The organism is Brevundimonas sp. NPDC092305, assembly GCF_044755415.1.
In the GTDB taxonomy this organism is placed as follows: Bacteria; Pseudomonadota; Alphaproteobacteria; order Caulobacterales; family Caulobacteraceae; genus Brevundimonas.
The window spans coordinates 613886-639381 of record NZ_JBIVQY010000002.1 but is presented as its reverse complement, the minus strand read 5'-3'; the positions used below and the strand labels follow the sequence as shown (position 1 = coordinate 639381).

28 protein-coding genes are annotated in these 25496 nt (G+C 66.3%); 7 read left to right on the top strand and 21 right to left on the bottom strand.

Translation table 11 applies throughout. The annotated features are described in order from the left end of the window. Positions 1-5: 5 nt before the first annotated feature. Both ACIQC9_RS13680 and ACIQC9_RS13675 read right to left on the bottom strand, forming a co-directional pair. On the bottom strand, positions 6-1310 hold the full coding sequence (locus ACIQC9_RS13680; protein WP_400616902.1) for an MFS transporter: 1305 nt from the start codon (positions 1308-1310) through the stop codon (positions 6-8). Continuing rightward, a complete protein-coding gene (locus tag ACIQC9_RS13675) occupies positions 1307-1783 on the bottom strand; it encodes a cupin domain-containing protein (protein ID WP_400616900.1) in 477 nt (158 codons plus the stop codon). The genes ACIQC9_RS13680 and ACIQC9_RS13675 overlap by 4 nt, the downstream gene beginning before the upstream one ends. A gap of 42 nt (positions 1784-1825) precedes the next feature. Between ACIQC9_RS13675 and dapE the strand changes: the two genes are divergently transcribed. After that, positions 1826-2989 carry a succinyl-diaminopimelate desuccinylase gene (dapE, locus tag ACIQC9_RS13670; protein WP_400616898.1) on the top strand — a complete coding sequence of 388 codons (1164 nt, stop codon included), beginning with the start codon at positions 1826-1828 and terminating at the stop codon, positions 2987-2989. On the opposite strand, the gene ACIQC9_RS13665 is transcribed toward dapE, so the two are convergent. Beyond that, a complete protein-coding gene (locus ACIQC9_RS13665) occupies positions 2986-3123 on the bottom strand; it encodes a hypothetical protein (RefSeq protein WP_400616896.1) in 138 nt (45 codons plus the stop codon). The two genes, dapE and ACIQC9_RS13665, sit on opposite strands and share 4 nt — an antisense overlap. 78 nt (positions 3124-3201) lie before the next feature. Then, complete coding sequence (locus ACIQC9_RS13660) at positions 3202-4506, bottom strand: amidohydrolase (RefSeq protein ID WP_400616894.1); 1305 nt, start codon at positions 4504-4506, stop codon at positions 3202-3204. A gap of 84 nt (positions 4507-4590) precedes the next feature. Between ACIQC9_RS13660 and ACIQC9_RS13655 the strand changes: the two genes are divergently transcribed. The 3 genes from ACIQC9_RS13655 to ACIQC9_RS13645 are packed head-to-tail and all read left to right on the top strand — an operon-like array spanning position 4591 to position 6716. Further along, positions 4591-4938: a hypothetical protein gene (locus tag ACIQC9_RS13655; protein ID WP_400616892.1), complete on the top strand. Its 348-nt coding sequence runs from the start codon at positions 4591-4593 to the stop codon at positions 4936-4938. Further along, positions 4935-6233: an MFS transporter gene (locus tag ACIQC9_RS13650; RefSeq protein WP_400616890.1), complete on the top strand. Its 1299-nt coding sequence runs from the start codon at positions 4935-4937 to the stop codon at positions 6231-6233. The genes ACIQC9_RS13655 and ACIQC9_RS13650 overlap by 4 nt, the downstream gene beginning before the upstream one ends. A 48-nt stretch (positions 6234-6281) precedes the next feature. After that, positions 6282-6716 carry an SRPBCC domain-containing protein gene (locus ACIQC9_RS13645; protein WP_400616888.1) on the top strand — a complete coding sequence of 145 codons (435 nt, stop codon included), beginning with the start codon at positions 6282-6284 and terminating at the stop codon, positions 6714-6716. Positions 6717-6718: 2 nt separating this feature from the next. Here ACIQC9_RS13645 and ACIQC9_RS13640 read toward each other — a convergent pair whose 3' ends face one another. The 9 genes from ACIQC9_RS13640 to ACIQC9_RS13600 form a co-directional block, all read right to left on the bottom strand. Beyond that, on the bottom strand, positions 6719-7699 hold the full coding sequence (locus tag ACIQC9_RS13640; protein ID WP_400616885.1) for a type II secretion system F family protein: 981 nt from the start codon (positions 7697-7699) through the stop codon (positions 6719-6721). Between the two features lie 12 nt (positions 7700-7711). Next, entirely contained in the window at positions 7712-8683 is a 972-nt protein-coding gene (locus ACIQC9_RS13635; protein ID WP_400616883.1) for a type II secretion system F family protein, read from the bottom strand. 3 nt (positions 8684-8686) lie between these two features. Continuing rightward, on the bottom strand, positions 8687-10285 hold the full coding sequence (locus ACIQC9_RS13630; RefSeq protein WP_400616881.1) for a CpaF family protein: 1599 nt from the start codon (positions 10283-10285) through the stop codon (positions 8687-8689). 3 nt (positions 10286-10288) lie between these two features. After that, positions 10289-11914: a CpaE family protein gene (locus ACIQC9_RS13625; RefSeq protein ID WP_400616879.1), complete on the bottom strand. Its 1626-nt coding sequence runs from the start codon at positions 11912-11914 to the stop codon at positions 10289-10291. A 4-nt stretch (positions 11915-11918) separates the two neighbouring features. Then, complete coding sequence (locus ACIQC9_RS13620; protein WP_400616878.1) at positions 11919-12578, bottom strand: CpaD family pilus assembly protein; 660 nt, start codon at positions 12576-12578, stop codon at positions 11919-11921. Between the two features lie 11 nt (positions 12579-12589). Beyond that, positions 12590-13990 carry a type II and III secretion system protein family protein gene (locus ACIQC9_RS13615; protein ID WP_400616876.1) on the bottom strand — a complete coding sequence of 467 codons (1401 nt, stop codon included), beginning with the start codon at positions 13988-13990 and terminating at the stop codon, positions 12590-12592. Beyond that, positions 13987-14880: a Flp pilus assembly protein CpaB gene (gene cpaB, locus ACIQC9_RS13610; RefSeq protein WP_400616874.1), complete on the bottom strand. Its 894-nt coding sequence runs from the start codon at positions 14878-14880 to the stop codon at positions 13987-13989. Before cpaB ends, ACIQC9_RS13615 begins: the two co-directional genes overlap by 4 nt. A 123-nt stretch (positions 14881-15003) precedes the next feature. Next, the gene (locus tag ACIQC9_RS13605; protein ID WP_400616872.1) at positions 15004-15513 is read right to left on the bottom strand and encodes a prepilin peptidase; all 510 of its coding nucleotides are present in this window, start codon (positions 15511-15513) and stop codon (positions 15004-15006) included. Positions 15514-15618: 105 nt separating this feature from the next. After that, entirely contained in the window at positions 15619-15807 is a 189-nt protein-coding gene (locus ACIQC9_RS13600; protein WP_400616870.1) for a Flp family type IVb pilin, read from the bottom strand. Positions 15808-15997: 190 nt separating this feature from the next. On the opposite strand from ACIQC9_RS13600, the gene ACIQC9_RS13595 reads away from it, so the two are divergent. From ACIQC9_RS13595 to ACIQC9_RS13585, 3 genes are read left to right on the top strand one after another with little or no spacing between them, the layout of a single operon-like run. Next, positions 15998-16477: a pilus assembly protein N-terminal domain-containing protein gene (locus ACIQC9_RS13595; protein ID WP_400616868.1), complete on the top strand. Its 480-nt coding sequence runs from the start codon at positions 15998-16000 to the stop codon at positions 16475-16477. Between the two features lie 10 nt (positions 16478-16487). Beyond that, complete coding sequence (locus ACIQC9_RS13590; protein WP_400616865.1) at positions 16488-17021, top strand: TadE/TadG family type IV pilus assembly protein; 534 nt, start codon at positions 16488-16490, stop codon at positions 17019-17021. Then, on the top strand, positions 17018-17554 hold the full coding sequence (locus ACIQC9_RS13585) for a TadE/TadG family type IV pilus assembly protein (protein WP_400616863.1): 537 nt from the start codon (positions 17018-17020) through the stop codon (positions 17552-17554). Before ACIQC9_RS13590 ends, ACIQC9_RS13585 begins: the two co-directional genes overlap by 4 nt. Here the strand turns inward: ACIQC9_RS13585 and ACIQC9_RS13580 are convergent. From ACIQC9_RS13580 to dnaK, 8 genes are all read right to left on the bottom strand, one after another. Continuing rightward, positions 17551-18840 (bottom strand): anthranilate synthase component I family protein, encoded by a 1290-nt coding sequence (locus ACIQC9_RS13580; protein ID WP_400616861.1) that lies wholly within the window; start codon positions 18838-18840, stop codon positions 17551-17553. The genes ACIQC9_RS13585 and ACIQC9_RS13580 overlap by 4 nt on opposite strands. Continuing rightward, complete coding sequence (locus ACIQC9_RS13575; protein ID WP_400616859.1) at positions 18837-19616, bottom strand: tyrosine-protein phosphatase; 780 nt, start codon at positions 19614-19616, stop codon at positions 18837-18839. Before ACIQC9_RS13575 ends, ACIQC9_RS13580 begins: the two co-directional genes overlap by 4 nt. 9 nt (positions 19617-19625) lie before the next feature. Then, positions 19626-19940 (bottom strand): winged helix-turn-helix domain-containing protein, encoded by a 315-nt coding sequence (locus tag ACIQC9_RS13570; protein ID WP_400616857.1) that lies wholly within the window; start codon positions 19938-19940, stop codon positions 19626-19628. A 2-nt stretch (positions 19941-19942) separates the two neighbouring features. Continuing rightward, positions 19943-20566, bottom strand: a complete 624-nt coding sequence (locus tag ACIQC9_RS13565; protein WP_400616855.1) for a hypothetical protein — start codon at positions 20564-20566, stop codon at positions 19943-19945. A gap of 14 nt (positions 20567-20580) precedes the next feature. Beyond that, the gene (locus ACIQC9_RS13560) at positions 20581-21153 is read right to left on the bottom strand and encodes a hypothetical protein (RefSeq protein WP_400616853.1); all 573 of its coding nucleotides are present in this window, start codon (positions 21151-21153) and stop codon (positions 20581-20583) included. 102 nt (positions 21154-21255) lie between these two features. After that, complete coding sequence (gene dapB, locus ACIQC9_RS13555) at positions 21256-22005, bottom strand: 4-hydroxy-tetrahydrodipicolinate reductase (protein WP_400616851.1); 750 nt, start codon at positions 22003-22005, stop codon at positions 21256-21258. 28 nt (positions 22006-22033) lie between these two features. Beyond that, a complete protein-coding gene (gene dnaJ / locus ACIQC9_RS13550; RefSeq protein ID WP_400616849.1) occupies positions 22034-23218 on the bottom strand; it encodes a molecular chaperone DnaJ in 1185 nt (394 codons plus the stop codon). A 226-nt stretch (positions 23219-23444) separates the two neighbouring features. Then, positions 23445-25355 (bottom strand): molecular chaperone DnaK, encoded by a 1911-nt coding sequence (dnaK, locus tag ACIQC9_RS13545; RefSeq protein WP_400616847.1) that lies wholly within the window; start codon positions 25353-25355, stop codon positions 23445-23447. Between the last annotated feature and the right edge of the window lie 141 nt (positions 25356-25496).

Here is a 25496-nt window from a genome sequence, read left to right as displayed (position 1 = left end):
CCCGCTCAGCTCAGCTTGTCGGCCTTCCTGAGGTCGGGGAACCACCGCGCCCACAGGCCGGTCGAAGCCAGCGCGCCAAAGCCGCCGAACAGGGCCGCGCCGATCGGGCCGAGAATCCGCACCGCGAAGCCGGTGTAGAATTCACCCAGCTCGTTCGACGCGCCGATGAACAGCATCGACACTGAACTGACCCGCCCGCGCATCTCGTCGGGTGTAGCCAGCTGGATCAGCGTTTGTCGAATGTTGACGCTGACCATATCGGCCGCGCCCGCGATGAACAGGGCGATGCCGGACAGCCAGGCCATGCGCGAGACGCCGAAGGTGAGCGCGCAAAGACCGAACACCGCGACGGCTCCGAACATCCACGCCCCGCCTCGCCGTACGATGGGAAACCGCGAAAGCCCCACCGCCATCAGCAACGCCCCTGCGCCGAAAGACGCCCGCAGCAGGCCGAAGCCCTCGGCCCCGATGTGCAGGATGTCCCGTGCGAAGATCGGTGTCAGCAGCGCCACACCGGCCAGCAGCACCACGACCAGATCCAGCGAGATGGCGCCCAGCACTACCTTGGTGTTCCAGACGTACTTCAAACCCACGCCGACGGCGTCGAACATGGCTATGGCCGAGAACGGCGTCCGCTCCCGACGCGGCTTGCCGGACGTCCGGATCATCAGAAAGCAGCTCAGCCCGACGCAGAACAGACAGAGCGCCGTCGCATAGGCGTAAGGCACCGCCACGCCGACGATCAGGCCGGCGATGGCGGGCGCGGCGATCGAGCCGGTCTGGAAGGCGATGGACTGGGCGGCGATGGCGCGCGGCAGGGCGGCCCGGCCGACAACCATCGGCAGGAAGGCCTGACTGGCCGGCGCGAGGAAGGCCCGCGCTGCGCCGAACAAGGCCGCTACCGCCAACAATGACCACAGCGGCGGGGAGCCATGCAGCGCCAGACCGAGAAACAGGATGGCGCACAGACCTTCGACGAGGATCGACAGCACCACCGTCTTCTTCCGGTCCAGCCGGTCGGCCATCTCGCCCGCCGGCAGGGTCAGGGCGAGCAGGGGCACGAACTGACAGAGGCCGATCAGGCCCAGATAGAGACTGGCTTCCTGAATCGGGTGGTCGCGCCGGGCGATGTCGTAGACCTGCCAGAGCAGGGCCGCGCCCTGGGTCTGGATGGCCAGCACGGCGGACAGCCGCCCGATCCATAGCAGGCGGAAGTCGCGGTTGTTCCACGGATTGGTCCCGTGGGCGTCTTTCGCCGCCTCGGCGACCTGTGGCGTTATCGGTTCGGGCGCTTCAGGTGCGTCGGTCATTTCACGCGGCCAGGCCCGTCGTACGGGCGGCCGTCCCTGTGTCGGTAGAAGGTTTCGCGACCGTCGTAGGTCAGGTCGATATCCGGGTAGTCGACGCGGTCATCATCCGGCCGCCGCGACCCGACTTCCAGCAGAACCGCCGTCTCCGACGACCGGTTGACGATATGGTGCCCGTTGGCCTCGCCAGCTGGAAAGCCCGCGCAGTCGCCGGCCCGGAGCACCGTCTCGCCGCTGTCGTCGATCAACACCACCTCGCCGGAAACGACCCAGACAAACTCGTCCTCGGCGGAATGCCAGTGGCGCTGGGATGTCCAGACGCCGGGGTCGAGTTCGAGCCTGTTCACTCCAAACTGCGTCAGTCCCGCCGCGTTCCCCAGACGCTTGCGACGGCGTTCGCGGCAGGGCGCGTCATAGGGCGGAGGATAGGCCGTTCCATCGCGGCTCGGGGCGGCGTCGATGTCGATCCGGGGCATGGCGCTTCTCGCACGGGCGGGAACCCCGTAAAGCACAGCCTCATGAGTCCTGCATCCCCGATCATCGACCCCGTCGAACTGACCCGCGACCTGATCCGCCGCCCATCGGTCACCCCGGCCGACGAAGGCGCCATGGACATCATCGAGCGGGTGCTGACCGACCTCGGCTTTCATTGCCGACGCATGCCGTTCGAGAACATCGAGAACCTTTATGCGCGGCGCGGAACCGCCAGCCCGAACCTCTGCTTCGCCGGCCATACCGATGTGGTTCCGACAGGCGCCGCCGAAGCCTGGTCCTCCGCGCCGTTCGAGGCCGAGGTCCGCGACGGCGTGCTCTACGGCCGGGGCGCCGTGGACATGAAGGGCGGGATCGCCGCTTGGGTCGCCGCCGTTTCACGCACCCTGTCCGGCGGCGGCGACATCCCCGGCTCGCTCAGCTTCCTGATCACCGGCGACGAGGAGGGCATCGCGCTCCACGGCACCAAGCGCGTGGTCGAGGCCCTGCAGGCCGAGGGCGAGGTCATCGACGCCTGCGTGGTCGGCGAACCGTCATCGCAACAGGCGCTGGGGGACATGATCAAGATCGGCCGCCGCGGCTCGCTGAACACCTGGATCACGGTGCATGGCAAACAGGGCCACGTCGCCTATCCGGACCGGGCCGCCAATCCGGCCCCGGTGATGGCGCGACTGCTGGCGAGGCTGGCGGACCACCGGCTGGACGACGGCTATGAGGGATTCCAGCCCTCGAACCTCGAGATCACCACCATCGACATCGGCAATCCGGCGTCGAACGTGATCCCGGCAGAGGCGAAGGCCCGGCTGAACATCCGCTTCAATCCCTCGCATACCGGCGACGACCTGATCGCGTGGCTGAACAGCGTGGCGGGCGAGGCGCAGGCGGACAGCGGGCTGCAGATCGAACTGGAGCATCTGTGCTCGGGCAATGCCTTCCTGACCGAGGCGGGGCCGTTCGTTCAGGGCGTGCAGGACGCGGTCGAGGCCGTGGCCGGGCGCAGACCCGAAGCGTCAACGACCGGGGGCACATCGGATGCGCGCTTCATCCGCGCCCTGTGCCCGGTTCTGGAACTGGGCCTCGTCGGCCAGACCATGCATCAGGTGGACGAGCGCGTGCCCGTTGCCGAGCTGGAGCGGCTGACCGAGGTCTATGAAAGGGTGATCGAAACCTACTTCGCGCGAGCGATCTAAAGCCCGATCAGCTCAAGGAGAATGACGGCGCCGCCGAAGGTGGCCGCGAAGGCCACGAGAAAGAAGAATGTCCATCGCAGGACCGCCATTCTCGGTTCGCGGCGCCGCTCCTTTGGCGGCAGGGTGACGTTCAAACTCCGCATTGGAGCCTCCCCGTAGAGGGAAGAAATCGTGCGCCCAATTGATTGACCGTTGGTATATAAGCTTTGCCGTCAAGATCGCTCGAGGAACCTCAGCGCGGTCAGTACGTGAGCCTTCACCCCGACTGGCAGGACCGCCTCGTTGACGTCGAACTCGGGCGAATGGTTCGGCGGCGAGGTCACGGGGTCGACGCCGTCTTTCGAGGCGCCGAGGTGGAAGAAGACGCCGGGCACGACCTGCGACAGATAGCTGAAGTCCTCGGCCACCGTCGTCGGTGCGGCGCCTGCGTTGACGTTCCCCGCGCCGGCCGCCTCCTCCAGCACCGGGGCCAGCCAGGCGGATAACCCCTCATCATTGAACACAAGCGCCGCATTCTGGCGCACCGAGAATTCGGCCGTCGCACCATAGGTTTCGGCGACATTGTCGACCGCCGCCTCGGCCCGACGCACCAGATCGTCCCGCTGGGCGATGTCGAACGTCCGCAGGGTGCCCGACAGGGTCGAGCGGTCGGGAATGATGTTGTAGCGGACGCCCGCATCCAGGGTGGCGATCGTGAAGACCGTCGGCGTGCTGGTGGGATCGACCGTGCGCGCCGTCAGATTGTTGATCGTCTGGATCACATCGGCGCTGGCCGTGATGACGTCCACGCCTTTCCATGGCCAGGCGCCGTGGGTCTGCCGTCCGTTCAGCACGATGTCGACGCGATCCGACGCAGCCATGAACCCGCGCGGGCGGTACCAAAGCGTGCCCGGCTTCCCCGGGACAACGTGCAGGCCGAAGATGGCGTCGGGCTTCGGATCGGCCAGCGCGCCCTCATCGATCATCAGGGCGGCGCCGCCCTTGGGTTCGCCCGGAGGCGCGCCTTCCTCGGCCGGCTGGAAGACGAAGACGATCGTGCCGGCGATGCGGTCCTTCATGCCCGCCAGCACCTCGGCCGCGCCCATCAGCATGGCGACGTGTGCGTCGTGGCCGCAGGCGTGGGCGACCGACACCGTATTGCCCATGTAGGTTCCGGTGGCGGTCGAGGCGAAGGGCAGACCCGTGGCCTCCTGCACCGGCAGGGCGTCCATGTCGGCCCGCAGCGCCACCGTGCGACCCGGATGGCCGCCACGCAGCACGCCGACCACGCCGGTCTTGCCGACGCCGGTTCGCACCTCCAGCCCCAATGCGCGCAAATGCTCGGCGACCTTCTCCGCCGTCCGCGTTTCCGCGAAACCGAGCTCAGGGTGGGCGTGGAAGTCCCGACGCCACGCCACCACCTTCGGCGTTTCCGCCGTTACCGCCGCCTCGATCTCCGCCAGCGGAACCTGCGCCGCCGCGGCTCCCGACGACAGGACCAGCGCGAGGGCTGAGGCGGCGAGCAGGTGCGGGGTCATGGCGATCTCCGGAAACGTCGATACGCACAGTTGTCGGGATGCGGCCCCCTTGCGCAAGGGCCGCCGATCCGCGATCCATCCTGCATGGCCATCAAGAGCGCAAAGACCGGCTGGCGGGATATGGTCCTGATCTGCCGCAAATGCTCGAAGAAGCTGGACGGCGGGTTCGGCCCCGACGGCGACAAAAGCCTGAAGAAGGCGCTGCGCAAATATCTGAAGGCCGGCAAGGGCAGGAAGGCCGCGCTGGCGGTCAAGGAAACGGACTGCTTCGACGTCTGCCCGAAGAATGCGGTGGTGGCGGTCAACGCCGCCAACCCCAAGGCCCTGTTGATCGTGCCGGCGGGCGCGGACCTGTTCGAGGTCAAGGCGCGGCTGGGACTGGATGACGACCGGCGGCTGAAGCCGTCGCTGAAGGTGGTGGGCGAACCTTGAACCTGCGCTCCCCCGCCTTCGCCATCCTGTTCGCCGTCAGCCTCATCGCGTCGGCGGGCAATATGGCGCTGCAGTCGGTTTTGCCCGCGATCGGCCGTGAGTTCGAGCTGGCCGACACCCTCGTCGCCGCCGCCTTCGCCATCAGCGCGCTGATGTGGACGGTGGCCTCGCCCTTCTGGGCGCGGCTGTCCGATCGACTGGGCCGCAAGCGGGTGATCCAGATCGGACTGTCCGGTTTCGTCGCGTCCATGGCCGGCTTTGGACTGGCCGCCACTTCGGGCCTTGAGCACTGGCTTGGCCCGGTTTTCGCCTTCACCCTGATGGCGGCGGCGCGCACCGTCTATGGCGTCTTCGGTTCGGCCGCCCCTATCGCCTCACAGGCCTACGTCGCGGATCGCACCACGCCGCAGCAGCGTACGCAGGCGATGTCCCTTCTGGCTTCGGCGCAGGGCCTGGGCACCGTCATCGGCCCGACGATCGCCCCCTTCCTCGTCCTTCCGCTCGTCGGGCTGGCGGGACCCATGTACGCCTTCGCCGCGCTTGGTGCGGTGGTGCTCATCGTCGTGATGACACGCCTGCCCAGCGGCGAGGTGGTGCGGATCCCGTCGCCCAGCGGACAACGCGATACGGCGAAGGGTCTGTGGAAAGATCCTCGCGTGCGGGATTACCTGCTGTACGGCCTGTTCATCACCGGCGCGCAGGCGGTGAACATTTCAGTCCTCGGCTTTCACATCATCGATGAGCTAGCGGTGACCGGCATGAACGGCCGTCAGGCCCAGCCCTTCATCGGACTGGCCATGTTCGGCGGCGCCGTGGCGACCCTGCTGGCGCAGTGGGGCCTGATCCCGATGCTGAAGCTGCAGCCGCGAGCCCTGATGCGCTGGGGCGCCGCGCTGGCGCTGCTGGGCAACCTGATGAGCATAGCGTCGCCGGGCTACTACGGCGTGGTGGTCGGTTATGCGATCGTGTCGATGGGCGTCGGCTTCGCCCGGCCCGGTTTCACCGCCGGCTCGTCGCTCGCCGTGCGATCGGATGAACAGGGCGCTGTAGCGGGTCTGATGATGTCACTGGCCGGTCTCAGCTTCCTCGGTCCGCCGGTGATCGGCGTGGCCCTGTACGAGCTCTCCGAGCCCGCGCCGTTCATCGCCAACGCCCTTCTGCTGGCTGGCGCGACCGCCCTGTGTTTCTGGAGCCCCCGTCTGCGCGCCGGACCGGCCGATCTGCCCGGACGCGACGAGGCGCCGTCGCCCGAGACGCCGCCCGCGTCCCAGCCCGGCCCCGAGGGCAATCGGTAGCACCGGCACTGCCTTCCCTCCGTCGAAAAGCCGTGCGAGACGCAAATCATGGAGACTCCCCGCATCGAACGACGCCTCGGCGTCCGCGCCACTGTCGACCGCGCTTGGGAGATCGTCGCCGATCTGCCCGGCTGGACCGCCTGGAATCCGGTTGAGACGCAGGTTGAGGGCACGATCGCCTTCGGGGGCGAGATCGCTTTCACCGAGACGATCGAAGGCCTGCCCGAGCGCCGCAATCTGGCGCGGGTCACCGAATGGCAGCCTCTGGCCCAGCTGGTCTGGGCCGAGAACCGCGGCCTCTGGTTCCGGGCTACGCGGTATTACGAAATCCAGGCGCTGGAGGATCCCAACGCCTGCATCATCGCCAACGGAATGATGTTCCACGGCCTGCGCGGTGAAATGTTCTTCGACAGGAACCGCGGCAAGCTGAGGCACGCGGTGGATGCGGTCGCGGAAAGCTGGAAGGCGCTGGCTGAGGCTTAACCTCAACCTCCCTTCATGGTGTCCTGAATGCTGATGATCGCCGGCGTCAGGATCACGATGAACAGCACTGGCAGGAAAAACAGGATCATCGGCACGGTCAGCTGGGCCGGCAGGGCGGCGGCCTTTTTCTCTGCGGCTGACATGCGCATTTCGCGATTTTCCTTTGCCATCACCCGGAGCGCCGAGCCCAGCGGCGTGCCGTAGGTCTCGGCCTGCGTCATGGCCGTCGCAACCGATTTCACGCCGGGATGATTGGTTCGTTTGGCCAGACCTTCGTAAGCCATACGCCGATCCGGGAGGTAGCTCAGTTCCGCCGAGAGCAGGCTGAGCTCCTCCGCCAGATCGATCGAGCTGGGCCCGATTTCCTGACTTACTTTCTGGATCGCGGCCTCAATAGACATACCGGCCTCGACGCAGATCAACAGCAGATCGAGGGCATCCGGAAACGCCTGCATGATCGAGGTGCGGCGCTTCTGGATCCGGTTGGCCAGATAGATGTTCGGTCCATAGAAGCCGATCATCGCCGCCGCCATGCAGATCGCCACGCGGATCATGAGCGGCAGGCCGAAATCCTTCAGGACGAAGAGATAGAGCGCCACGATGATGAAGAAGACGAAGGGCAGCGAGAACCGGAAGAAATAAAACGTCGTCAGCGGCTTGGGTCCGCGCAGACCGGCCTGCGCCATCTTCTCCGCGACCTTGGGATCCTCGATCAGCTTGACCAGATTTAGCTGGTCGACGACCCGCTTCTTGAAGCCTTCATCAGTGTGACGGAGACCGCCGGGACCCTGTTCGGCGATCGCCTGGCGAGACTTGCGGCGTAACTCTTCACGACGGACAGAGACGGCCTTCATTCGGTCGTCGAGCTTGGCTCCACCGTTCATTGATCCGGTCAACGTTACCGCAGTGGCAAACACGAGAACGCCCACGATGACGCTCAGCAGGTTCTGCAGGTCTGTGATGAAGGTGATGAAGCCGCCCACGGTCCCGCCCCTCTAGAACTTGAACGAGATCATGCGCTTCATCACGAAGACGCCGAAGCTCATCATGGCCAACGCGATGATGAGCATGAACTGGCCGCGCGGATCGGTGAACAGCTTGCCCATGTAGGATGGCGTGGTGATGCTGACGAGAATCATCACGGCAGGCGGCAGGGAACCGATGATGCCCGCTGAAGCCGTGGCTTCGGACGAAAGGGCCTTGATTTTTTCGCCCATCATCTTCCGGGCGCGCAGCACTGTCGACAGGTTGCCTAGCGCCTCGGCGAGGTTGCCCCCGGTCTTCTGTTGAATCGCCATTACGATCGCGAGGAACTTCAGTTCGTGGGTCGGCATGCGTTCATACATCCGGTCCAGCGCCTGGCCGATCGTTTGCCCCACGCCCAACGCCTCGACGAGGCTCTGGAACTCCGGCCCCAATGGCGCCGGGCTCTCCCTGGCGATAATTTTGAAGCAGTCGTGCACCGGCAGACCGGATTTGATGCCGCGAACGATGACATCGACCGCGTCGGCGAAATGGCTTGAGAACTTCTTGCGGCGGCGCGCGCCGAGCATGCCGATCCACCAACGCGGCAAACCAAGCCCGGCGATCAAAGCGACGCCGCCGGCGATGATGAGGTTCAGTCCAAACAAAAGAGGCAAGATGCCGAGGACCAGCCCGAGCACCGCGCTGATGACCCAGAAGGTCGTCGTGCTGATCGACAGGTTCGCCTGACGCAGTCGCGCCTTGAGGCTCAATCGAGCCTTACGTTCGGCGCGATCAACTTCTTGAAGCTGATCGAGAATCTGTTTCCGGCGGGCCTCCGGCGTATTCGCCTGCTTGCGAGCCTGAGCGGCGGTCAGCTTGGGCGTGCCGAAGCTTTCAGCCCGCTTCAGTGCGACGTCGCTGGAATCACCACCCCCGACAAAGGCCCAGCCCAGACCGCCGATGGTGATGAAGGCCAGAACGGCGGCGAGGATCGGGAGCATCGTCTACTCCGCCGCGTCGAGGGCTTCGGCCAGCTCGCGCTCCAGACCGTAATAGCGGGCGCGATCCCAGAAACGCGGGCGGGCCACGCCGGTCGAGCGGTGACGGCCGATGATCTTGCCGTGCTCGTCCTCGCCGGTGATCTCGTAGACGAACAGATCCTGGGTCACGATCACATCGCCCTCCAGACCGACCACCTCGGTGATGTGGGTGATGCGACGCGAGCCATCACGAAGACGCGCGGCCTGCACGATCACGTCGACCGAGCCGACGATCATTTCACGGATCGTCTTGGACGGCAGGCCGTAACCGCCCATGGTGATCATGGACTCCATCCGGCTGATGGCTTCGCGCGGGGAGTTGGCGTGCAGCGTGCCCATCGAGCCGTCGTGGCCGGTGTTCATGGCTTGCAGGAGGTCGAAGGCTTCCGGACCGCGGACTTCGCCGACGATGATCCGCTCTGGACGCATCCGCAGACAGTTCTTGACCAGATCCCGCATGGTGATCGTGCCCTGCCCCTCAAGGTTCGGCGGGCGGGTCTCGAGGCGCACCACGTGCGGCTGCTGCAGCTGCAGCTCGGCGGCGTCCTCGCAGGTGATCACGCGCTCGGTCGGATCGATGAAGGCCGTCAGGGTGTTGAGCAGGGTGGTCTTGCCCGAGCCCGTACCCCCCGAGATGACGAGGTTGCATCGCGACGCGCCGATAACGCCGAGAACGCGCGCGCCTTCGGGGCTGATGGAGGCGTACTCCACCAGATTCTTCATCGTCAGCTTGTCTTTTTTGAACTTCCGGATCGTCAGCGTCGGGCCGTCGATCGCGAGCGGCGGGGCGATGACGTTGACGCGCGAACCGTCGGCCAGACGCGCGTCGCAGATCGGCGAGCTTTCGTCGACGCGGCGGCCGACCTGCGATACGATCCGCTGACAGATGTTCATCAGCTGGGCGTTGTCGCGGAAGCGGATGTTGGTCAGCTGAACCTTGCCGCCCACCTCGATGAACACCCGGCCCGCCCCGTTGACCATGATGTCGGCGATGTCGTCGCGCGCCAGCAGCGGCTCGAGCGGACCGTAGCCGAGGACGTCGTTGACGATGTCCTGGACCAGATGCTCCTGCTCGGCCACAGACATGGAGACGTTCTTGATCGCCACCAGTTCGGCGACGATGTCCCGGATTTCCTCGGCGGCCGCCTTCGGATCAAGCTGGGCCAGCTGGGCCAGATCGATGGTGTTCATCAGCGCGTTGAAGATCGTCGTCTTGGTCGCGTGATAATAGTCGGACTGTTCGCGGACGATTTCCGCGACAGCCTGCGCTTTCTTCAGCTGCTCGAAACCCGGCGTGGCCTTGGGGCCAGGCGTCTTCGCTGTCGAAGCCGGCTCGGACGCGACGGGCTCCTGAACCCTCAGTGCCAGGGCGTCGAGACGATCCGCTTTGGCGGGCTTCTCGGCGGGAGCGGTCTTGGCGCGCGGAGGCTCAAGCTCGTCGACATCGCCGGCGCTGGCGAACGCCTGAACCGCCGGAGCGGCGGCTTTGGCCACGCGCTCCGTCAGCGGCGAGGGCGCCGCGGCGGGGGCTGAGCCAGGAGGGCCTGAGCGCTTTCCGAACACGCCTTACGACTTCTTCTTGAACAGGTTGGCGAACAGCGACTTGCCCTTGCCCGACGGCTTGGGCGCCGCCAGCAGCGGGATTTCACGGCGCGACACGATCTGGGCCAGGGTCTGGAAAGCCTCGGCGGCCTTGGTCTTGGGACCGGCGTCCATGATCATCTGGCCATTGTTCGCGGCGGCGCCGAAGGTCTTCGGATCGAACGGGATCAGTAGACTGGGGTGGATGCCCAGCGCCGCGCCGAACTCCTTGGCCGGGATCTCCGGGCGGCCGGGCATGCCGACCTGGTTCAGGACCAGACGCGGCGGCGCATCGTTCGGGCGGCCCTGCTTGATCAGGTCGATGATGTTCTTGGCGTTGCGCAGGCTGGCCAGATCAGGCGTCGCCACTACGACCACCTCGTCAGCCGAAACCAGAGTGCGGCGCATCCAGCCCGACCACAGGTGGGGCAGGTCCAGCACGACGAACGGCGCCGTGCCGCGGATCTGCGAGGTGACTTCCTCGAACGCGTCCTGCGAGATGTCCCAGTCGGTGTCGAGCGTCGCGGGCGCGGCGAACAGGCTGAGCTTGTCCGTGCAGCGCACCATCATACGATCGAGCAGGACCGGGTCCAGACGATCGGGCTGCGTTAGGGCGTCGGCGACGCCGTTCAGCGGATCCTGATTGAAGTCGAGGCCGGCGGTGCCGAAAGGCAGGTCGTAGTCGACGATGACGGTGTTGGCGCCGATCCGCTCGGACATCGCATAGGCGGTGTTATGCGCCACCGCGCTGGCCCCCGCCCCGCCCCGGGCTCCCACGAAGGCGATCGAGCGACCGACAAAGGGTTGCGCCGGATCGGCGAACAGGCCGCCGATGGCCGAGATCAGTTGCAGCGGCTGAAGCGGCGCGACCAGATATTCGCTGACCCCCCGACGCATCAGCTCGCGGAACAGGAGGATGTCGTTGGTGGCTCCGACGACGACGACCTTGGTGCCGGCGTCGCAGACCTCCGCCAGCTGGTCGACCTCGTGCAGCAGCGTCTGCGGATTCTTCAGGCATTCGACGACGATGAGCGGCGGGGTCGGCTCGTGCTGATAGGCCTGAACGGCCGCGGCGACGCCGCCGATGCGGATCTGGGTGGTGGCGCGCGACAGACGGCGGTCCTGACCGGCCCGTTCGGCCGCGACCAGTGTGTCCTGACGCTCGGCGAAGACATGGATCGCGATGCGCGGCACCGAGACCTCGACCGGATCGAAGCCCATCGGCGTGGGCGCCGAGAAAGCCTCGGTCACCTCGGCGGTGATTTCGCCGACCGGGTTGAAATCAACCAGCGCCGAACCCGGAGCCTCGACGGCGACCGCCTCGATCGCCTCGGGTTCGAACGTTTCCGCCAGAGGCCGTTCGGAAGAGAAGGGCTGCGTCGGCGCCGGCTGAGCGGAAACCGGCGTCGCGCCGGTCGGCGGCGTGAACTGGAGCGGCGGGCGCACGGGTTCGGATTGCGGTTCGAACGGAGCCTCGAACGCGGGCGTATCGAACGATTCAGAGAGGCCTTCTGCCTGCTGGGTCGAGCCGGCGGCCGACGTGAAGCCAGCCTCCAGATCGAAGTCGTCTTCGAAGTCTTCGAAGGGGCGGGGGGCGAAGGCGTTGCTCATGTCGTTATTCCACCGCCTGTGCGACGCGACCTTCGATCAGCGGCTCTTGAGTGGCTGAAGTGGTCTCACCGCTGCGATACTTGGCGAAGACGACCGCCGAACGACCAGTCTCTGCGGGCGTCATCTGGCGCTGACCCAGAATGTCGCGAGGATTGGCGATCTGGGCGGCCATGTTAGCAGTGACAGCGCATCCAAAGCCGGGCGCGCTGCGGTTCGAGAAGCCGCCCTCCATGGCGCGGGGTTCAAGAGCGCAGTTCGGGATCACCGGCCGCAGGGTTTCGAAGCCGGCGAGCACCGGCGCACGAGGATCGGGCGCGGCATAGCCGACGACCATGATGCGCTCGCCCGGAACGCCGAGGTTCTGAAGGGCGTCGCGGACGGCATAGGCCTGGGCGGTCGCCGCCGGATCGTCGCCCGCAGGCGCCTCGACACGCAACCAGGGAGCCCCGGCGCTTGAGTATCGGCCGGCCAGATCGCCAAGAGCGGCGCGCTGTGTGGGCGACAGGCCGTTCTCGTGAACAGCGAGGGCGATCCGGTCGATGCCGGGTTCGACCTGCAGCGAATAACTCGCGAGCGAGTTGACGGGCGGCGGCCCCTCAACCGTCGTCGCACACGCGCCCAGGGTAAGCGCCGAGGCAGCGAGGATCAGGGTGAAACTGCGCATGGATGACGACCTCATTCGATCACATAGCCCACGGGGCCGGTCCAGCCAGGCGACGCCGGCGCGCCGGGCGCCGCTGCGTAACGCTCGTTCAGACGACCCAGCAGAATGGTCTGGGCATCGTTTGCAATGTGCAGCCCGTCAGCCGGCGTTTGCAGGTTCCCGGGCGATGTCGGGGACACGATGTAAGCTTCAATGATGATGACCAGCTCGGTTTCGCCCGACAGGTAATCACGTGACCGGAAAAGCGCTCCGAGAACCGGAAGCTCGGCAATGCCCGGGACCTTGTCGATGTTCTGGCGGGTCTCTTCACGCAACATGCCTGCGATCATCAGGGAGCCGCCTGACGGAAGCTCCACGGTATTCGAGGAGCGTCTGACGGCCAGCGCGGGAATGACGAGCGCATCGTCGGCGGTGCCGCCGAGCGTGAAGGCGCCTTCGGTCGTGAGTTCTGACACTTCAGTCGACAACTGCAGCGAAATACGGCCTTCGGAAAGGACGATGGGTCTGAAGGCGAGCCGAACGCCAAACGGCTTGAACTCGACACCGATCGTGACCTGGCCAGTGGTGGCATCAACCGACCGGCCGACCGGAACCGGGAATTCGCCACCGGCGAGAAACTCGGCGTTTTCGCCGTTCACCGAGGTAACGTTCGGCTCCGCGAGAGTTCTGACAAGACCCGCTCGTTCGAAAGCGCGGAGATTGGTTTCGAGCGAGCCATCCGAGTAGTTCAGAAGCCCGCCGCCCAACTGGCTGCCGTTCACCGCGAACGTCGCAGCTTGGGCGAACGACAGTCCATTGCCCACGTCGGCCAGAAGAGCCGTCGCATCCAATCCAAGCTGTTTGATGGCTGTGCGTTGCACTTCAATGATACGCGCCTTGACCATGACCTGATCTGAGCCCGCGATGGTCATCATGTTGATGACCTTCTCCGGACCTGAAACAAAGGCACGGGCGACCTGTCCGGCGCGGTCCGCTTCGGCGGGGCTACTGACTGACCCAGACAGAATCACGCTGTCATTGACCGCTTCAGCGCGCAGATTCCGTCCCGGAAAAACTCGCCCCAGCGTATCCTGCAGGGCGGCGACGCCGGCGTCGACGCGAACACGAAGCGACAGGACGCTGCGCCCGGCGCTGTCCAGCACGACGACATCGCTTTCGCCCGGAGCCAGACCCAGGACGGTGATCCGGCGCGGAGAGTGCAGCACCGCTTCCACGATCCCGGGGTTCGGCACGATTACATCCCGCGCATCCGCCGGCAGATCAACGGCCATCGAGGATCCGCGAGGCAGGTTTATCAGTTGGGACTGACCGCCCATCGAAACAGCGGCTCGTGTTTGAGCCGCGACTGGTCCCGCAGGCAGGCCCGCAGCAACGACCAGCGCGGCGGTGGCGATGGCGAGCAAGGTCTTCATTGGACCACCACGACTTCAGGCGCGCCGCCGCGGAATACGCGAACGGCCGAGGATTGACGGGTTGAAGGCCTGACGCTGCCGGAAGGTCCGGCGGTATCCGCGTAGGAGCGCAGGCTCAGCGACAGTTCGCCTTCCGACTTCGCCAGAGCGAGGACTTCGGCGTCGCGCGGGCCAAGCTCCAGCGTGGCCGTCGCGCCGACCACCGTCTGGGCGTCGTCGCCGGCACGGGTCGACTGGTCGATGGCCAATACCTTGATGTTTTGAAGAACGGTCGATGAAACGAACTTCGAGCGATCTTCGGCGGCCGTTCCGGCGTTGGTGAAATTGGTCTCGCGCGTCAGAAGGACATCGACCCGGTCGCCCGGCAGGATGAAGCCGCCGGCGGCTGTTTCCACGGACACGGCGATGGCCAGGGCCCGCATGCCGGGCTCCAGATAGGCGGCCATGTAACCGCTGTCCCCGGCTCGCACGATCTTGCGCCCAATGATGGGCTCGCCCTTCAGGATGGGCTCACGGACGACCGATCCGACGTAGTCGGCCTTGGCCCCGCCGGTGGCGACCTCAACGGCGGCGCGGGTCACGGTCGCGACAGCGCCGTCAGGCTTGGCTTCCGCAGCCGGAACCGGGACACTGCCGTCGGTGATGAAGGCCGGATTGACCTCCGCGGCCGGCCAGTCCTTCCATTCCATGTCCGTATCGGTCAGCCGTTGTCCGGGCTGCAAATCTTTCGCAGCGATCAGCACCTTGGCCATGGGCGTCGTATTGACCGGAGCGGCGGTGGCGACCGCTGTCGGCTGGTTATTCGAGGATCCCATCGCTCGCACGACCAGAGCCAGCCCGATGGCGGCTACGGCGGCGACGCAGATCACGGCGATTCTTGCGGGCTTCATCGACGGTCTCCGGCAGGCCCGGGCGGACGCGTGAATCGGTCCATCGGCCCCCTACCGTTAACGACCATGCCGATTGCAGGTTAACGTGGACCTAAATCTCGTAGACCCTTGATCCGGCTAACCTTAAGCGAGTGCAGCCAGAACCAGTGGAGAACCGGGGAACGCGAGGAGCGCGCCGATGGCTATGGCGACGCCATACGGAATGTCGCCTTTCGGTTCCAGCAGCGTCATGACCCACCCGGGCGCACCTGATAAGAGCGGCCTTAGATAGGAGCGGGCGGCCAGAAGAAGCAGCCCGAACGCGCCGCCCACTACGGCGGTGTAAAGAAGGAAGGGCCCCGTCCCTTCCAGGCCCATCCATAGACAGGCCGCAGCCAGCAGCTTTGCATCGCCGCCGCCCACCCATCTCATCGCGAACATGGCCATCCCCACGAACAGGGCAGCGACGCCCACGCCGGTATGAACCAGGACGCTCTCAAGCGGCAGTCCAACTATTAGAGCTGCAGGATAGAAGGCGACAGCCAGCCCCGCCGAGATCCAGTTGGGTATCCTCATGGACGTCAGATCAGTCAGGGCGGCCGATATCACCAGAGCAGGCAGAACGCCGAGAAAGGCGAGGCTCAGAATGTCCATAAGTTCATCGTGCGCCCCAGTCCGTTAAGGTCTCGTTGTCGGACGAACGAAAAGGGCCGGAGCGTCGCCGCTCCGGCCCTCTCTTATTCTGCAGTCCGCGAGCTCTTACGAGGCGGGAGCAGCACCACCGCCGGCGATAGCCTCGGCGACCGTGGTGAACTTATCCGAGATGTTGGTGCCGAGAGCGGTCACGGCACCGATGATCACAACGGCGATCAGCGCAGCGATCAGGCCATACTCGATAGCGGTGGCGCCCGACTCGTCGTTGATGAAGCGAGAAACGAACTTGCTCATGATAAAATCCTCAGTTGATGGTTCAGCGGACAGACTGTGGGAGAGGACGGTTGCCCGCTTCACCCCCGAAACAAGGCCATCATGCCGACGCGAAGTTAAAACGAGGTGGCTGCTCATGGTTACTCTGTTTTTAACCTCGAAAACTTCACGGACCTGAGCCAGCGCTTCCGGATTCAAGCTTTATTGAGGAATGAAGATCATGGTTCGCGCATTCCTCGCGCGCGCTCGTGCATTGAAAGATTCCGCCATGACCCGTCCCGTCCGCGTTCCGGCAGTTCTCGTCTCACTTGGCGTCGCATTGGCGGCCAGCTCGAGCGCCGCGCAATCCGCGCGTCTCAATATCGGCATTGACCAGGCGCAACGGGTGTCCCTGCGCGGCGCAGCGGCGTCAGTGATTGTCGGCAATCCGCAAATCGCCGACGTGACCGTCGTGGACGCCAATACACTGTACGTGACCGGCAAGGGCTACGGTGTGACCGAGATCGTGGCGGTCGATGCGGTGGGTCGCTCTGTCTTTCAAAGCGAGATCGTGGTGACCGGCGCTGCCGGATCCAGCACGGTGCGTGTCTGGCGCGGCGGACAGGCGACCGAGATGGCCTGCGCCTCTTCCTGTGCGCCCTCGGTTCGCTCTTCAGGCGCCTCGAACGCGCCATCGCCGGCCGCCCCCTAAGGCCAACGACATGCGCCGGCGCCATCTTCTGAAACGGCTGTCGCGGCGGGGATTCTGGCACGCGACAGAGGGCGCGACCGCCGTCGAGTTCGGGTTGGTCATTTTCCCATTCATGTTCATGCTGTTCGCGATCATCGAGGTCGCAATGTATTTCACCGTAGGATCAGTCGCGGACAACGCCATGATCGAGACGGGCCGGCTCATTCGGACCGGGCAGGCCGAAGCCCAGCGCATGACACAGGACCAGTTCAGGGACAATTTTTGCTCGCGCATGAGCATATTCGCCCCGGATTGCGCGGCTCGAACCACTGTCGATGTCAGGGTCATCGACCTCTCCGACCCGCCCGAGGACCCCTTGGCGTCGGGCAGAAACCCCCGGGACGAGGATCAATACAGCTACGGCGCGGCGGGCGATCTGATCCTCGTTCGGATCTGGTACGAGCAGCCGATGTTCACGGGCTTTCTGACGCCCGGATTGTCCCGGCTGCCGAACGGCCCCTTCCTTCTGTCGTCGGCGACGGCCTTCAGAAACGAGCCGAAATGACAGCACGCTTTCTCGGGGGGTTCCGGTCGGATGACCGGGGGATCGCGGCGGTCGAGTTCGCGCTGCTGGCCCCCGTCATGATCATGTTTTACTTCGGCCTGACGGAGCTTTGCTCAGGCTACATGGTGCAGAAGCGGACCGGGCACGTGTCGTCGATGATGGCTGACCTGTCGACGCAGCAGGAGACGGTGACCAAGAAGGATCTCGGCGACATCCTAGAGGTCGCGGAAATGGTCATGAGCCCCTTCCCCCGCACGACGCTGGAGCAACGCGTCACCAGCATCGTCATCTCCGGCGGTCAGGCTCGTGTCGCCTGGAGCTGGAGCAATGGCGTCGGGATGGCCAAGCTGGCTCCGAATACGGTAGTGCAGATCCCGCCGGACCTGATCTCCGCCGGGCAAAGCATCGTGATGAGCGAGACGAAGTACGAGTATAAGTCGCTGGTTGGAAAATTCCTGCCAAAGACGAACTTCAGCTCGACCTACTATCTGCGTCCCCGCACCTCCGAAACGACTGTCTGCACCGACTGCTAGGGCTCGCTCAACGCCTCGCGGAGCGCGCGGACCTTCGCCTCCGTCTCAGCCAGTTCTGATGCCGGGTCGCTGTCGGCGACGATGCCGGCGCCGGCGAGGGTCCGGAAGCTCCAGTCTCCATCGTGCTTCTCGAACGACGCTGTCCGGATCAGAACGGAAGCCGTAAGTCCATCGTCATCCAGCCTGAACAGAGTGCCGCACCACGGGCCTCGTGGGGCCTCGTGAGCCGCTATGACCTTCATCGCCTGATGCTTGGGCGCGCCGGTGATCGAGCCCGGAGGGAAGGTTTCAGCGAGGATGCGGGCCGGCGTGACATCCGCCCGCGCCGTGCCTTGGACCGTCGAGACGAGGTGGTGCACGGTCGGGTGCCGTTCGAGGTCGAACAGGTCGCGGACGTGGACTGATCCGGGCTCCGCGACCCGGGACAGGTCGTTGCGCATCAGGTCGACGATCATCAGGTTTTCGGCCCGATCCTTGGCGCTGGCGGCGAGGTCGGCTGCAAGATCAGCGTCCCGGGCGGGATCGGCATCGCGCGGGCGGGTGCCCTTGATCGGACGGGTTTCGATCCGACGGGTCGCGGCGTCGAAGGCGAGGAACAGCTCCGGCGAGTTCGACACGAGGGCGCGGTCGCCGAGTCTCAGATAGGCGCCATAGGCTGAGGCGCGGCCTGCGAGCCGGGCGAGGACCGCGAACGGCTGGGCGTCGGGATGCAACGTCCCGCTCCAGGCGCGGGCGATGTTGGCCTGGAACAGGTCGCCGGCCGCGATGCGCTCGACGACGTCGGCGACGGCGGAGAGGTAGGTCTGGTCGGGCGCCTCGGCCGCGAAAGCCTGCGCCGGGGGTCGCTCGAAGATCGGTTCGACGGCGTCGGCCAGCCAGGCTTCGGCGCGCATGATCGCGGCTTCGGCGGCGGCCGTATCGACGCCGCGCCCGATCGCCGTGACGGTTTGCTCGTCGTGATCGAACGCCAGTATGGCGGGGTATCGGGCCAGCATGAGGTCGGGCCAGATCTGCTCACGTGGGCCGGTCGCGACGCGGGCGCCGGCGTCATAGGCGAGGAGGCCGATGACGCCCTGCGCAAGGGCGGGCTTGTCCAGCAGGGAGAGGGTCTCGATGGGCCCGACGTGCACGTGATCCGGTTCTGCGGAGACCCACGACCGGCGGCCGTAAGCGCCGTCGGACAGAAGGGCGGCGAGGCCGTCCCTGTCGCGGAGGCCATTCGCCACGGCCAGCGGATCGCGCCAGGACAGCGGCTTTCGAACCGTCGCCTGAAAGGCCGCGATCACGCCGACAGCCGCTCGCCGATACGGTCGCGCAGGGCCGTGTCGACGCCCAGCGCCTCTTCCAGATAGCCATCGATCGAGCCGTGCCGCGTCTCGATTTCGGCCAGCGCGGTCTCGAGATAGACGGGCTCGACGCCGAGGAAGGCGACGACGGCGTCGTGGGCGGCCACGCGGCCGGTCAGGTCCTGAAGCTGTTTTGCGACGCGCGGGGCGACACGGTCGAGGTCGACGGCGGTGTTGGTCAGCAGATAGTCGGCGATCATGTCGTCCCGGTGGACGCCCAGGAGATGGTGGGTCAGGGCGGCCAGCATGCCGGTGCGGTCCTTGCCCGCCGCGCAGTGGATCAGAACGGCGCCGTCCGCCTCGCCCAGCGCCCGGAAATAGCGGGCGAACAGGTCGAGGTGCGAGGCCTCGAACGGAAGCTGGCGATAGACGCCGGTCATGAAGGTGCGACCGGCGTCGACTGTGAGGTCAGAGGTCTTCAGAAAGGTGATGTGCGGCGCCTCGCCGTCGGAGCCGAGGTCGCTTTCCAGCACTTGCCCGGCCCAGCCGACAGGACGACGGGAGGGCTGGTCGCGGCGTTCGCCGGGACGCCGCAGGTCGACGATCGTGCCGATGCCGAATGCGCCCAGCCGGTCCAGATCGGCGTCGCTGACGCGGGCCTGATGGGCCGAGCGGAACAGGCGGCCCGGGACCACCCGGCGACCGGCGGCCGTGGCGTAATCGCCATAGTCGCGGAAGTTGTCGAGCGCGTCGAAGCGGTGGATCCGGTCGGCCATCCGCCCCGTCTAGCCGACCCCGGAACCGCCCGCCACCAGTCCCTGCATCGCGTCGAGATAGGCGACGAAGGCCTTGCGTCCCTGCGCCGTCATCGCGGCCTCTGTCAGGGGCTTGCGCCCCTCGAACCGCTTGGTCACCGAGACAAAGCCCGCGTCCTCAAGTTTGCGCAGATGGACCGAAAGGTTGCCGTCGGTCGTCTGGAGCCGGGACTTCAGGGTGTTGAAATCGGCGGTCTCGACCCCCGCCAGCACAGCCATGATGCCCAGCCGCACCCGGCCATGGATGACGTCGTCGATCCGGTTGATGTCGAAATCGTCGGCCATGATCAGCGGTTCGCGGCGCGCATCAGCAGGTAGCCCGGCAGGGCCATCAGGCCGAACAGGGCGATGGCGTACGCCAGATACTGGGTCGCTTGTCCGGCGAACACGGCCATGACCGGAGCGGCGGCGAAGCTGGCCAGCGACAGGTTCCACATGGTCCGGCTCTTGAACATGCCGGCGCTGACGGCCCAGCCGGCCCCGTAGAAGACCATGATGATGGACGGGATGAGTGTGAAGAGCGCCGGAGCGGCCGACGGGCCCAGCCGCCAGCCCAGAACGCCCATCGCGACGGCCATTGCGAAGATGCCCCAGCCGACGCTTCCCCAGGCGATGCCGGACGCACGATTGGCGACGGTGCTCGAGGCCCCCGCGCGCCGAACCCGCGGGATCATGATGGCGAGCAGAATCCAGAAGAGGACCGTCGCGACACCCCAGACCAGCGAGGCGCTGTTGATGGAGAGATCGATGATTTCAGCGGCGGCGAGCCAGTGGAAGACGGCGGCGGAGCCGTAGACCAGCCCGCCCATCATCAGGATGGATGCGCCGCGCATGGGCGCGTCGGCGCCGTCCTCGGCCAGTTTGCGCAGCCAGGCGATGTCGGCGGCGGCGTTTTCGGTATCGTGCGTCATGGACGTTGGCCTCCTCAGGCCTTGCGGGCCGACGCCAGCCCGGCGCCGGGGATGAGAACGAAGGCGAACAGGCCGACCGCATAGGTCAGGTAATGTTCGGGGGAACCGAGCAATGAGGCGGCGACGCCGGCGGCGCTGAGGACGCCCAGCGCCGGGCCGGCCATCCAGCCCCGACGAGCGCGTACGCCGGCGATCGTCCAGGCAGCGCCGTACAGGACCAGACCGACGGGCGTCATCCACAGCATGGTGGTGAAGTCCTGCCGGATGAAGGAGACGGCCAGCAGGCTGAGGGCGGCCAGGATCATCAGGCCGATGGTCCAGCGGGACCAGCCCGCAGCGCGTCGGCCCGCCTCTCCGCCCGATCTGCGAAGGCGGGCCAGGACGACGAGGAAGGCGGTGACGGCGATGGGCCAGCTCAGCCCGAGCGTGGCCGGATGCAGATGCAGCAGGCCGCTCTGGACGCCGTACTGGAACAGGTTGGACAGCCCGAAGACGGTCCCGGCAAGAGCGAGAACCCTGCCCGCTGCGACGGCGAGCGTGGGCTCGGCGGTCAGGGATGCGGGCGGAGTGAAAGCGGCGGCGGTCATGGATGGCTCCGTTGGGATGACCACTTCATCGCACAAGTACTTTGTGTTGTAAAGCGCTTGACGTACACTCTCCCCTCTCGCTGTCATCCGGGGAGAGGGAGCTTATGCTTGCCGGAAGCCCAGCACGTCCTGCATGTCGTAGAGCCCCGGCTTGCGGCTGCGGACCCAGGCGGCGGCGGCGACGGCGCCCTTGGCGAAGAGACTGCGGTCAATCGCGGAGTGGCTGAGGGTCAGGACCTCGTCCTCGGAGGCGAAGAGGACGGTGTGTTCGCCGATGATCCCGCCGGCGCGGATGGACGAGAAGCCGATCTTGCCCGGTTCGCGCGCACCGCCCACGCCGTCGTAGGGCGGGCTGCGGAGGGCGTCGAGATCCTCGGCGCGACCGTTGGCGGCGGCCTCGCCCAGCATCAGGGCGGTGCCGGAGGGGGCGTCGACCTTGCGGCGGTGGTGGGCCTCGGTGATCTCGATATCCCAGTCGCGACCGTCGAGACGCTGGGCGGCGTGTTCGACCAGACCGATCAGGATGTTGACGCCCAGCGAGAAGTTGCCGCTGCGGACGATGGCGATCTTCTCGGCGGCCTTGAGGATCGCCGCGTCCTGTTCCGGGGTCAGGCCTGTGGAGCCGATGACCAGCGCCGGGCCGCCGCGGTCGGCGCAGGCCTGGGCCAGCTCGACGGAGGCTTCGGGGGTCGAGAAGTCGATGACCACGTCGCACAGGCTGAGGTCGGGCGTCTCGCCCCGGTCGAAGCGGGCGGAGACCACCACGTCGTCGCGGGCGTCGAGGGCGGCGGAGACGGCCCGGCCCATCCGGCCCCGGGCGCCGGAAATGCCGGCGTGAAAGATGGCGCTCATTCCGTCCCCTGATGATCCGGTCGCGAGCCTACTGCGCCGCTTCCTTGTCGCCAAGGATATCGGCCCAGAAGCGCTTGGCCTTGCCGGCGAAGGAGGAATTCCGGGGCGTCTGGGTGTCGCCCAGCGAGGCGGCCAGTTCTTCCAGCAGCTCGCGCTGGCGGTCGGTCAGGTCGGTGGGGGTCTCGACGAACAGCTCGACCACCAGATCACCGCGCTGACGGCCGTTGAGGTGGGGCATGCCCTTGCCCTTGATGCGCACGGTCTTGCCGGTCTGGGCGCCCGCCGGAACGTCGACGGCGGCGCGGCAGCGGCCGTCGCAGGCTTCGGAGGTCAGGCAGGGGGCGTCGATCTCGCCGCCCAGCGCCGCCGTGGTCACGGAGACCGGCACGGTGACCAGAAGGTCGAGATTGTCGCGTTCGAACAGTTCGTGGGGCTTCACCCCGATGAAGACGTAGAGGTCGCCGCGCGGACCGCCGCGCTGGCCGGCGTCGCCCTCGCCCGACAGGCGGATGCGCGAGCCCTCGTCGACGCCCGCGGGCACCTTGAGCTGGAGCTTGCGGTTCTTGCGGACGAGACCCTGGCCGTGACAGCTGGCGCAGGTGTCGGCGGGGGCGAGACGGCTGCCCTGGCCGCCGCAGGCCGGGCAGGTGCGCTCCATCTGGAAGAAGCCGTTGGCGGTGCGGACGCGCCCGGCGCCCTGACAGGTACCGCAGGTGGTGGGCTTGGCGCCCTTCTTCGCGCCGGACCCCTCGCAGGTGTCGCAAGCGGCGGTGGTCGGCACGGAGATGTCGACGTCGGCGCCCTTGTAGGCCTGCTCCAGCGTGATCTCGAGATCGTAGCGCAGGTCGGAGCCGCGACGCGGACCGCCCTGACGGCCGCCCTGCTGGCGGGCGCCGAAGGCGTCGCCGAACGCATCGCCGAAGACCTGGGAGAAGATGTCGTTGATGTCGTGGAAGCCCTGCTGGCCGCCGCCGAAGCCGCCCTGCCCGCCGTTGACGCCCGCATGGCCGAAGCGGTCGTAGGCGGCGCGCTTCTGGTCGTCGCTGAGGACGGTGTAGGCCTCGGAGACCTCCTTGAAGATCGCCATCGACTCTTCCGAACCGCCGTTGCGGTCAGGGTGGTGTTGCATCGCCAGCTTGCGATAGGCCGATTTCAGACCGGCGGCGTCGATCGTCCGCTCGACCCCCAGAACCTCGTAATAGTCTCGCGCCATGCGGCGTTCGTCCTCTTACTCTCGCCCGCCCCGCGCCTGTTCCGGCGTCTGAAGCGAAGCGGTGACCGGGCTGACATGGGCGCCCGATCCGATGATGCAAGTTTCAAGATCCGGGGTCTGCCCGGACGGCCCGGACGAATATTTACCGTCCGAAGCGTCCGATGCGTCCGATGCGTCCGGATCGTCCGGAAAAGGGCCCGGGTCAGAAACCCGGGCCCCTTCCGCGTCAGGCGCTCTTCTTGTCGTCGGCGTCCGAGACTTCCTCGAACTCCGCGTCGACCACGCCGTCGTCGGCAGGCTGTTCGGCCGAAGCCTCATCGCCGCCGCCGGCGTTCTGGGCCGCGTACATCGCCTCGCCCAGCTTCATCGAAGCCTGCGCCAGCGTGTTGGTCTTCTCACGGATGGCTTCCGGATCCGTCGAATCCTTGGCCGCCTTCAGGTCGTCGAGGGCGGTCTGGATCGCGGTCTTTTCGGCGTCGCCGACCTTGTCGCCGTGTTCAGCCATGGCCTTTTCGGTCGAGTGAATCAGGGCGTCGGCCGAATTCTGGGCCTCGACCAGTTCCTTGCGGGCCTTGTCAGCCGCGGCGTTGGCCTCGGCTTCCTTGACCATCTTGTCGATGTCCGCATCCGACAGGCCGCCGTTGGCCTGAATGCGGATCGACTGCTCCTTGTTGGTCGCCTTGTCCTTGGCGGTGACGTGCACGATGCCGTTGGCGTCGATGTCGAAGGCGACCTCGATCTGCGGCATGCCGCGCGGCGCCGGCGGAATGCCCATCAGATCGAACTGACCCAGCACCTTGTTGTCGGCCGCCATCGGACGCTCGCCCTGGAAGACCCGGATCGTCACGGCCGACTGGTTGTCGTCGGCGGTCGAGAAGACCTGGCTCTTCTTGGTCGGGATCGTCGTGTTGCGTTCGATCAGCGGCGTGAAGACGCCGCCCAGGGTCTCGATGCCCAGCGTCAGCGGGGTCACGTCCAGCAGCAGCACGTCCTTGACGTCGCCTTGCAGAACGCCAGCCTGAACGGCGGCGCCGAGGGCGACGACCTCGTCAGGGTTCACGCCCTTGTGGGGCTCCTTGCCGAAGAATTTCTTCACGGCTTCCTGAACCATCGGCATGCGGGTCATGCCGCCGACCAGAACCACTTCGTCGATGTCGCCGGCCTTCATGCCGGCGTCGGCCAGAGCCTTCTTGCAGGGCTCGATCGTGCGCTGGACCAGATCCTCGACGAGGGCTTCCAGCTTGGCGCGCGACAGCTTGATGTTCAGGTGCAGCGGGCCCGAAGCGTTCATGGTGATGAACGGCAGGTTGACCTCGTACTGGGTCGTGGAGCTGAGCTCCTTCTTGGCCTTTTCGGCCTCTTCCTTCAGGCGCTGCAGGGCCAGCTTGTCGGAACGCAGGTCGACGCCCTGTTCCTTCTTGAACTCGTCGGCGAGGTAGTCGACCAGACGCAGGTCGAAGTCTTCACCGCCGAGGAAGGTGTCGCCGTTGGTCGACTTCACCTCGAACACGCCGTCGCCGATCTCGAGGATCGAGACGTCGAAGGTGCCGCCGCCGAGGTCGTAGACGGCGATCTTCTGGCCGTCGTTCTTGTCCAGACCATAGGCCAGCGCGGCCGCGGTCGGCTCGTTGATGATGCGCAGGACTTCGAGGCCGGCGATCTTGCCGGCGTCCTTGGTCGCCTGACGCTGGGCGTCGTTGAAGTAGGCGGGCACGGTGATGACGGCCTGGGTCACGGTCTCGCCGAGGTAGGCCTCGGCGGCCTCCTTCATCTTGCCCAGCGTGTAGGCCGAGACCTGCTGGGGCGAGTAGTCCTTGCCGTGGGCCTTCACCCAGGCGTCGCCAGTGGGGCCCTTGACGATCTCGTAGGGCACCATGTCCTTGTCTTTCGCCACCACGGGATCCGTGAAGTTGCGGCCGATCAGGCGCTTGATGGCGAAGAAGGTGTTGGTGGGGTTGGTCACCGCCTGACGCTTGGCGGGCTGGCCGACGAGAACCTCGCCGCCCTCCTGGATGGCGACGACCGACGGGGTCGTGCGCGCACCTTCAGCGTTTTCGATGACCTTGGGATTCTTGCCGTCCATGACGGCCACGCACGAATTGGTGGTGCCGAGGTCGATACCGATGATCTTGGCCATGGGCTTTGTCTTCTCACTCCGTTCAGCGGGCGATGCGGCGGCCTTTTAAAGCGAAGCGCCGCGCGTGACCGCCCCTGCATAAGGTTGGTCGGTGGATCCTTGCCCGAAGCCCCCACGAACCGCGGGGTCTTCAGGCGGTTG

Bases quoted from the DNA above. Each gene is read 5' to 3' on its own strand.
- ACIQC9_RS13680 (WP_400616902.1), bottom strand. From the start codon at position 1,310: ATGACCGACGCACCTGAAGCGCCCGAACCGATAACGCCACAGGTCGCC.
- ACIQC9_RS13675 (WP_400616900.1), bottom strand. From the start codon at position 1,783: ATGCCCCGGATCGACATCGACGCCGCCCCGAGCCGCGATGGAACGGCC.
- dapE (WP_400616898.1), top strand. From the start codon at position 1,826: ATGAGTCCTGCATCCCCGATCATCGACCCCGTCGAACTGACCCGCGAC.
- ACIQC9_RS13660 (WP_400616894.1), bottom strand. From the start codon at position 4,506: ATGACCCCGCACCTGCTCGCCGCCTCAGCCCTCGCGCTGGTCCTGTCG.
- ACIQC9_RS13655 (WP_400616892.1), top strand. From the start codon at position 4,591: ATGGCCATCAAGAGCGCAAAGACCGGCTGGCGGGATATGGTCCTGATC.
- ACIQC9_RS13645 (WP_400616888.1), top strand. From the start codon at position 6,282: ATGGAGACTCCCCGCATCGAACGACGCCTCGGCGTCCGCGCCACTGTC.
- ACIQC9_RS13635 (WP_400616883.1), bottom strand. From the start codon at position 8,683: ATGCTCCCGATCCTCGCCGCCGTTCTGGCCTTCATCACCATCGGCGGT.
- ACIQC9_RS13625 (WP_400616879.1), bottom strand. From the start codon at position 11,914: ATGAGCAACGCCTTCGCCCCCCGCCCCTTCGAAGACTTCGAAGACGAC.
- ACIQC9_RS13620 (WP_400616878.1), bottom strand. From the start codon at position 12,578: ATGCGCAGTTTCACCCTGATCCTCGCTGCCTCGGCGCTTACCCTGGGC.
- ACIQC9_RS13615 (WP_400616876.1), bottom strand. From the start codon at position 13,990: ATGAAGACCTTGCTCGCCATCGCCACCGCCGCGCTGGTCGTTGCTGCG.
- cpaB (WP_400616874.1), bottom strand. From the start codon at position 14,880: ATGAAGCCCGCAAGAATCGCCGTGATCTGCGTCGCCGCCGTAGCCGCC.
- ACIQC9_RS13605 (WP_400616872.1), bottom strand. From the start codon at position 15,513: ATGGACATTCTGAGCCTCGCCTTTCTCGGCGTTCTGCCTGCTCTGGTG.
- ACIQC9_RS13600 (WP_400616870.1), bottom strand. From the start codon at position 15,807: ATGAGCAAGTTCGTTTCTCGCTTCATCAACGACGAGTCGGGCGCCACC.
- ACIQC9_RS13595 (WP_400616868.1), top strand. From the start codon at position 15,998: ATGAAGATCATGGTTCGCGCATTCCTCGCGCGCGCTCGTGCATTGAAA.
- ACIQC9_RS13590 (WP_400616865.1), top strand. From the start codon at position 16,488: ATGCGCCGGCGCCATCTTCTGAAACGGCTGTCGCGGCGGGGATTCTGG.
- ACIQC9_RS13585 (WP_400616863.1), top strand. From the start codon at position 17,018: ATGACAGCACGCTTTCTCGGGGGGTTCCGGTCGGATGACCGGGGGATC.
- ACIQC9_RS13575 (WP_400616859.1), bottom strand. From the start codon at position 19,616: ATGGCCGACCGGATCCACCGCTTCGACGCGCTCGACAACTTCCGCGAC.
- ACIQC9_RS13570 (WP_400616857.1), bottom strand. From the start codon at position 19,940: ATGGCCGACGATTTCGACATCAACCGGATCGACGACGTCATCCATGGC.
- ACIQC9_RS13565 (WP_400616855.1), bottom strand. From the start codon at position 20,566: ATGACGCACGATACCGAAAACGCCGCCGCCGACATCGCCTGGCTGCGC.
- ACIQC9_RS13560 (WP_400616853.1), bottom strand. From the start codon at position 21,153: ATGACCGCCGCCGCTTTCACTCCGCCCGCATCCCTGACCGCCGAGCCC.
- dapB (WP_400616851.1), bottom strand. From the start codon at position 22,005: ATGAGCGCCATCTTTCACGCCGGCATTTCCGGCGCCCGGGGCCGGATG.
- dnaJ (WP_400616849.1), bottom strand. From the start codon at position 23,218: ATGGCGCGAGACTATTACGAGGTTCTGGGGGTCGAGCGGACGATCGAC.
- dnaK (WP_400616847.1), bottom strand. From the start codon at position 25,355: ATGGCCAAGATCATCGGTATCGACCTCGGCACCACCAATTCGTGCGTG.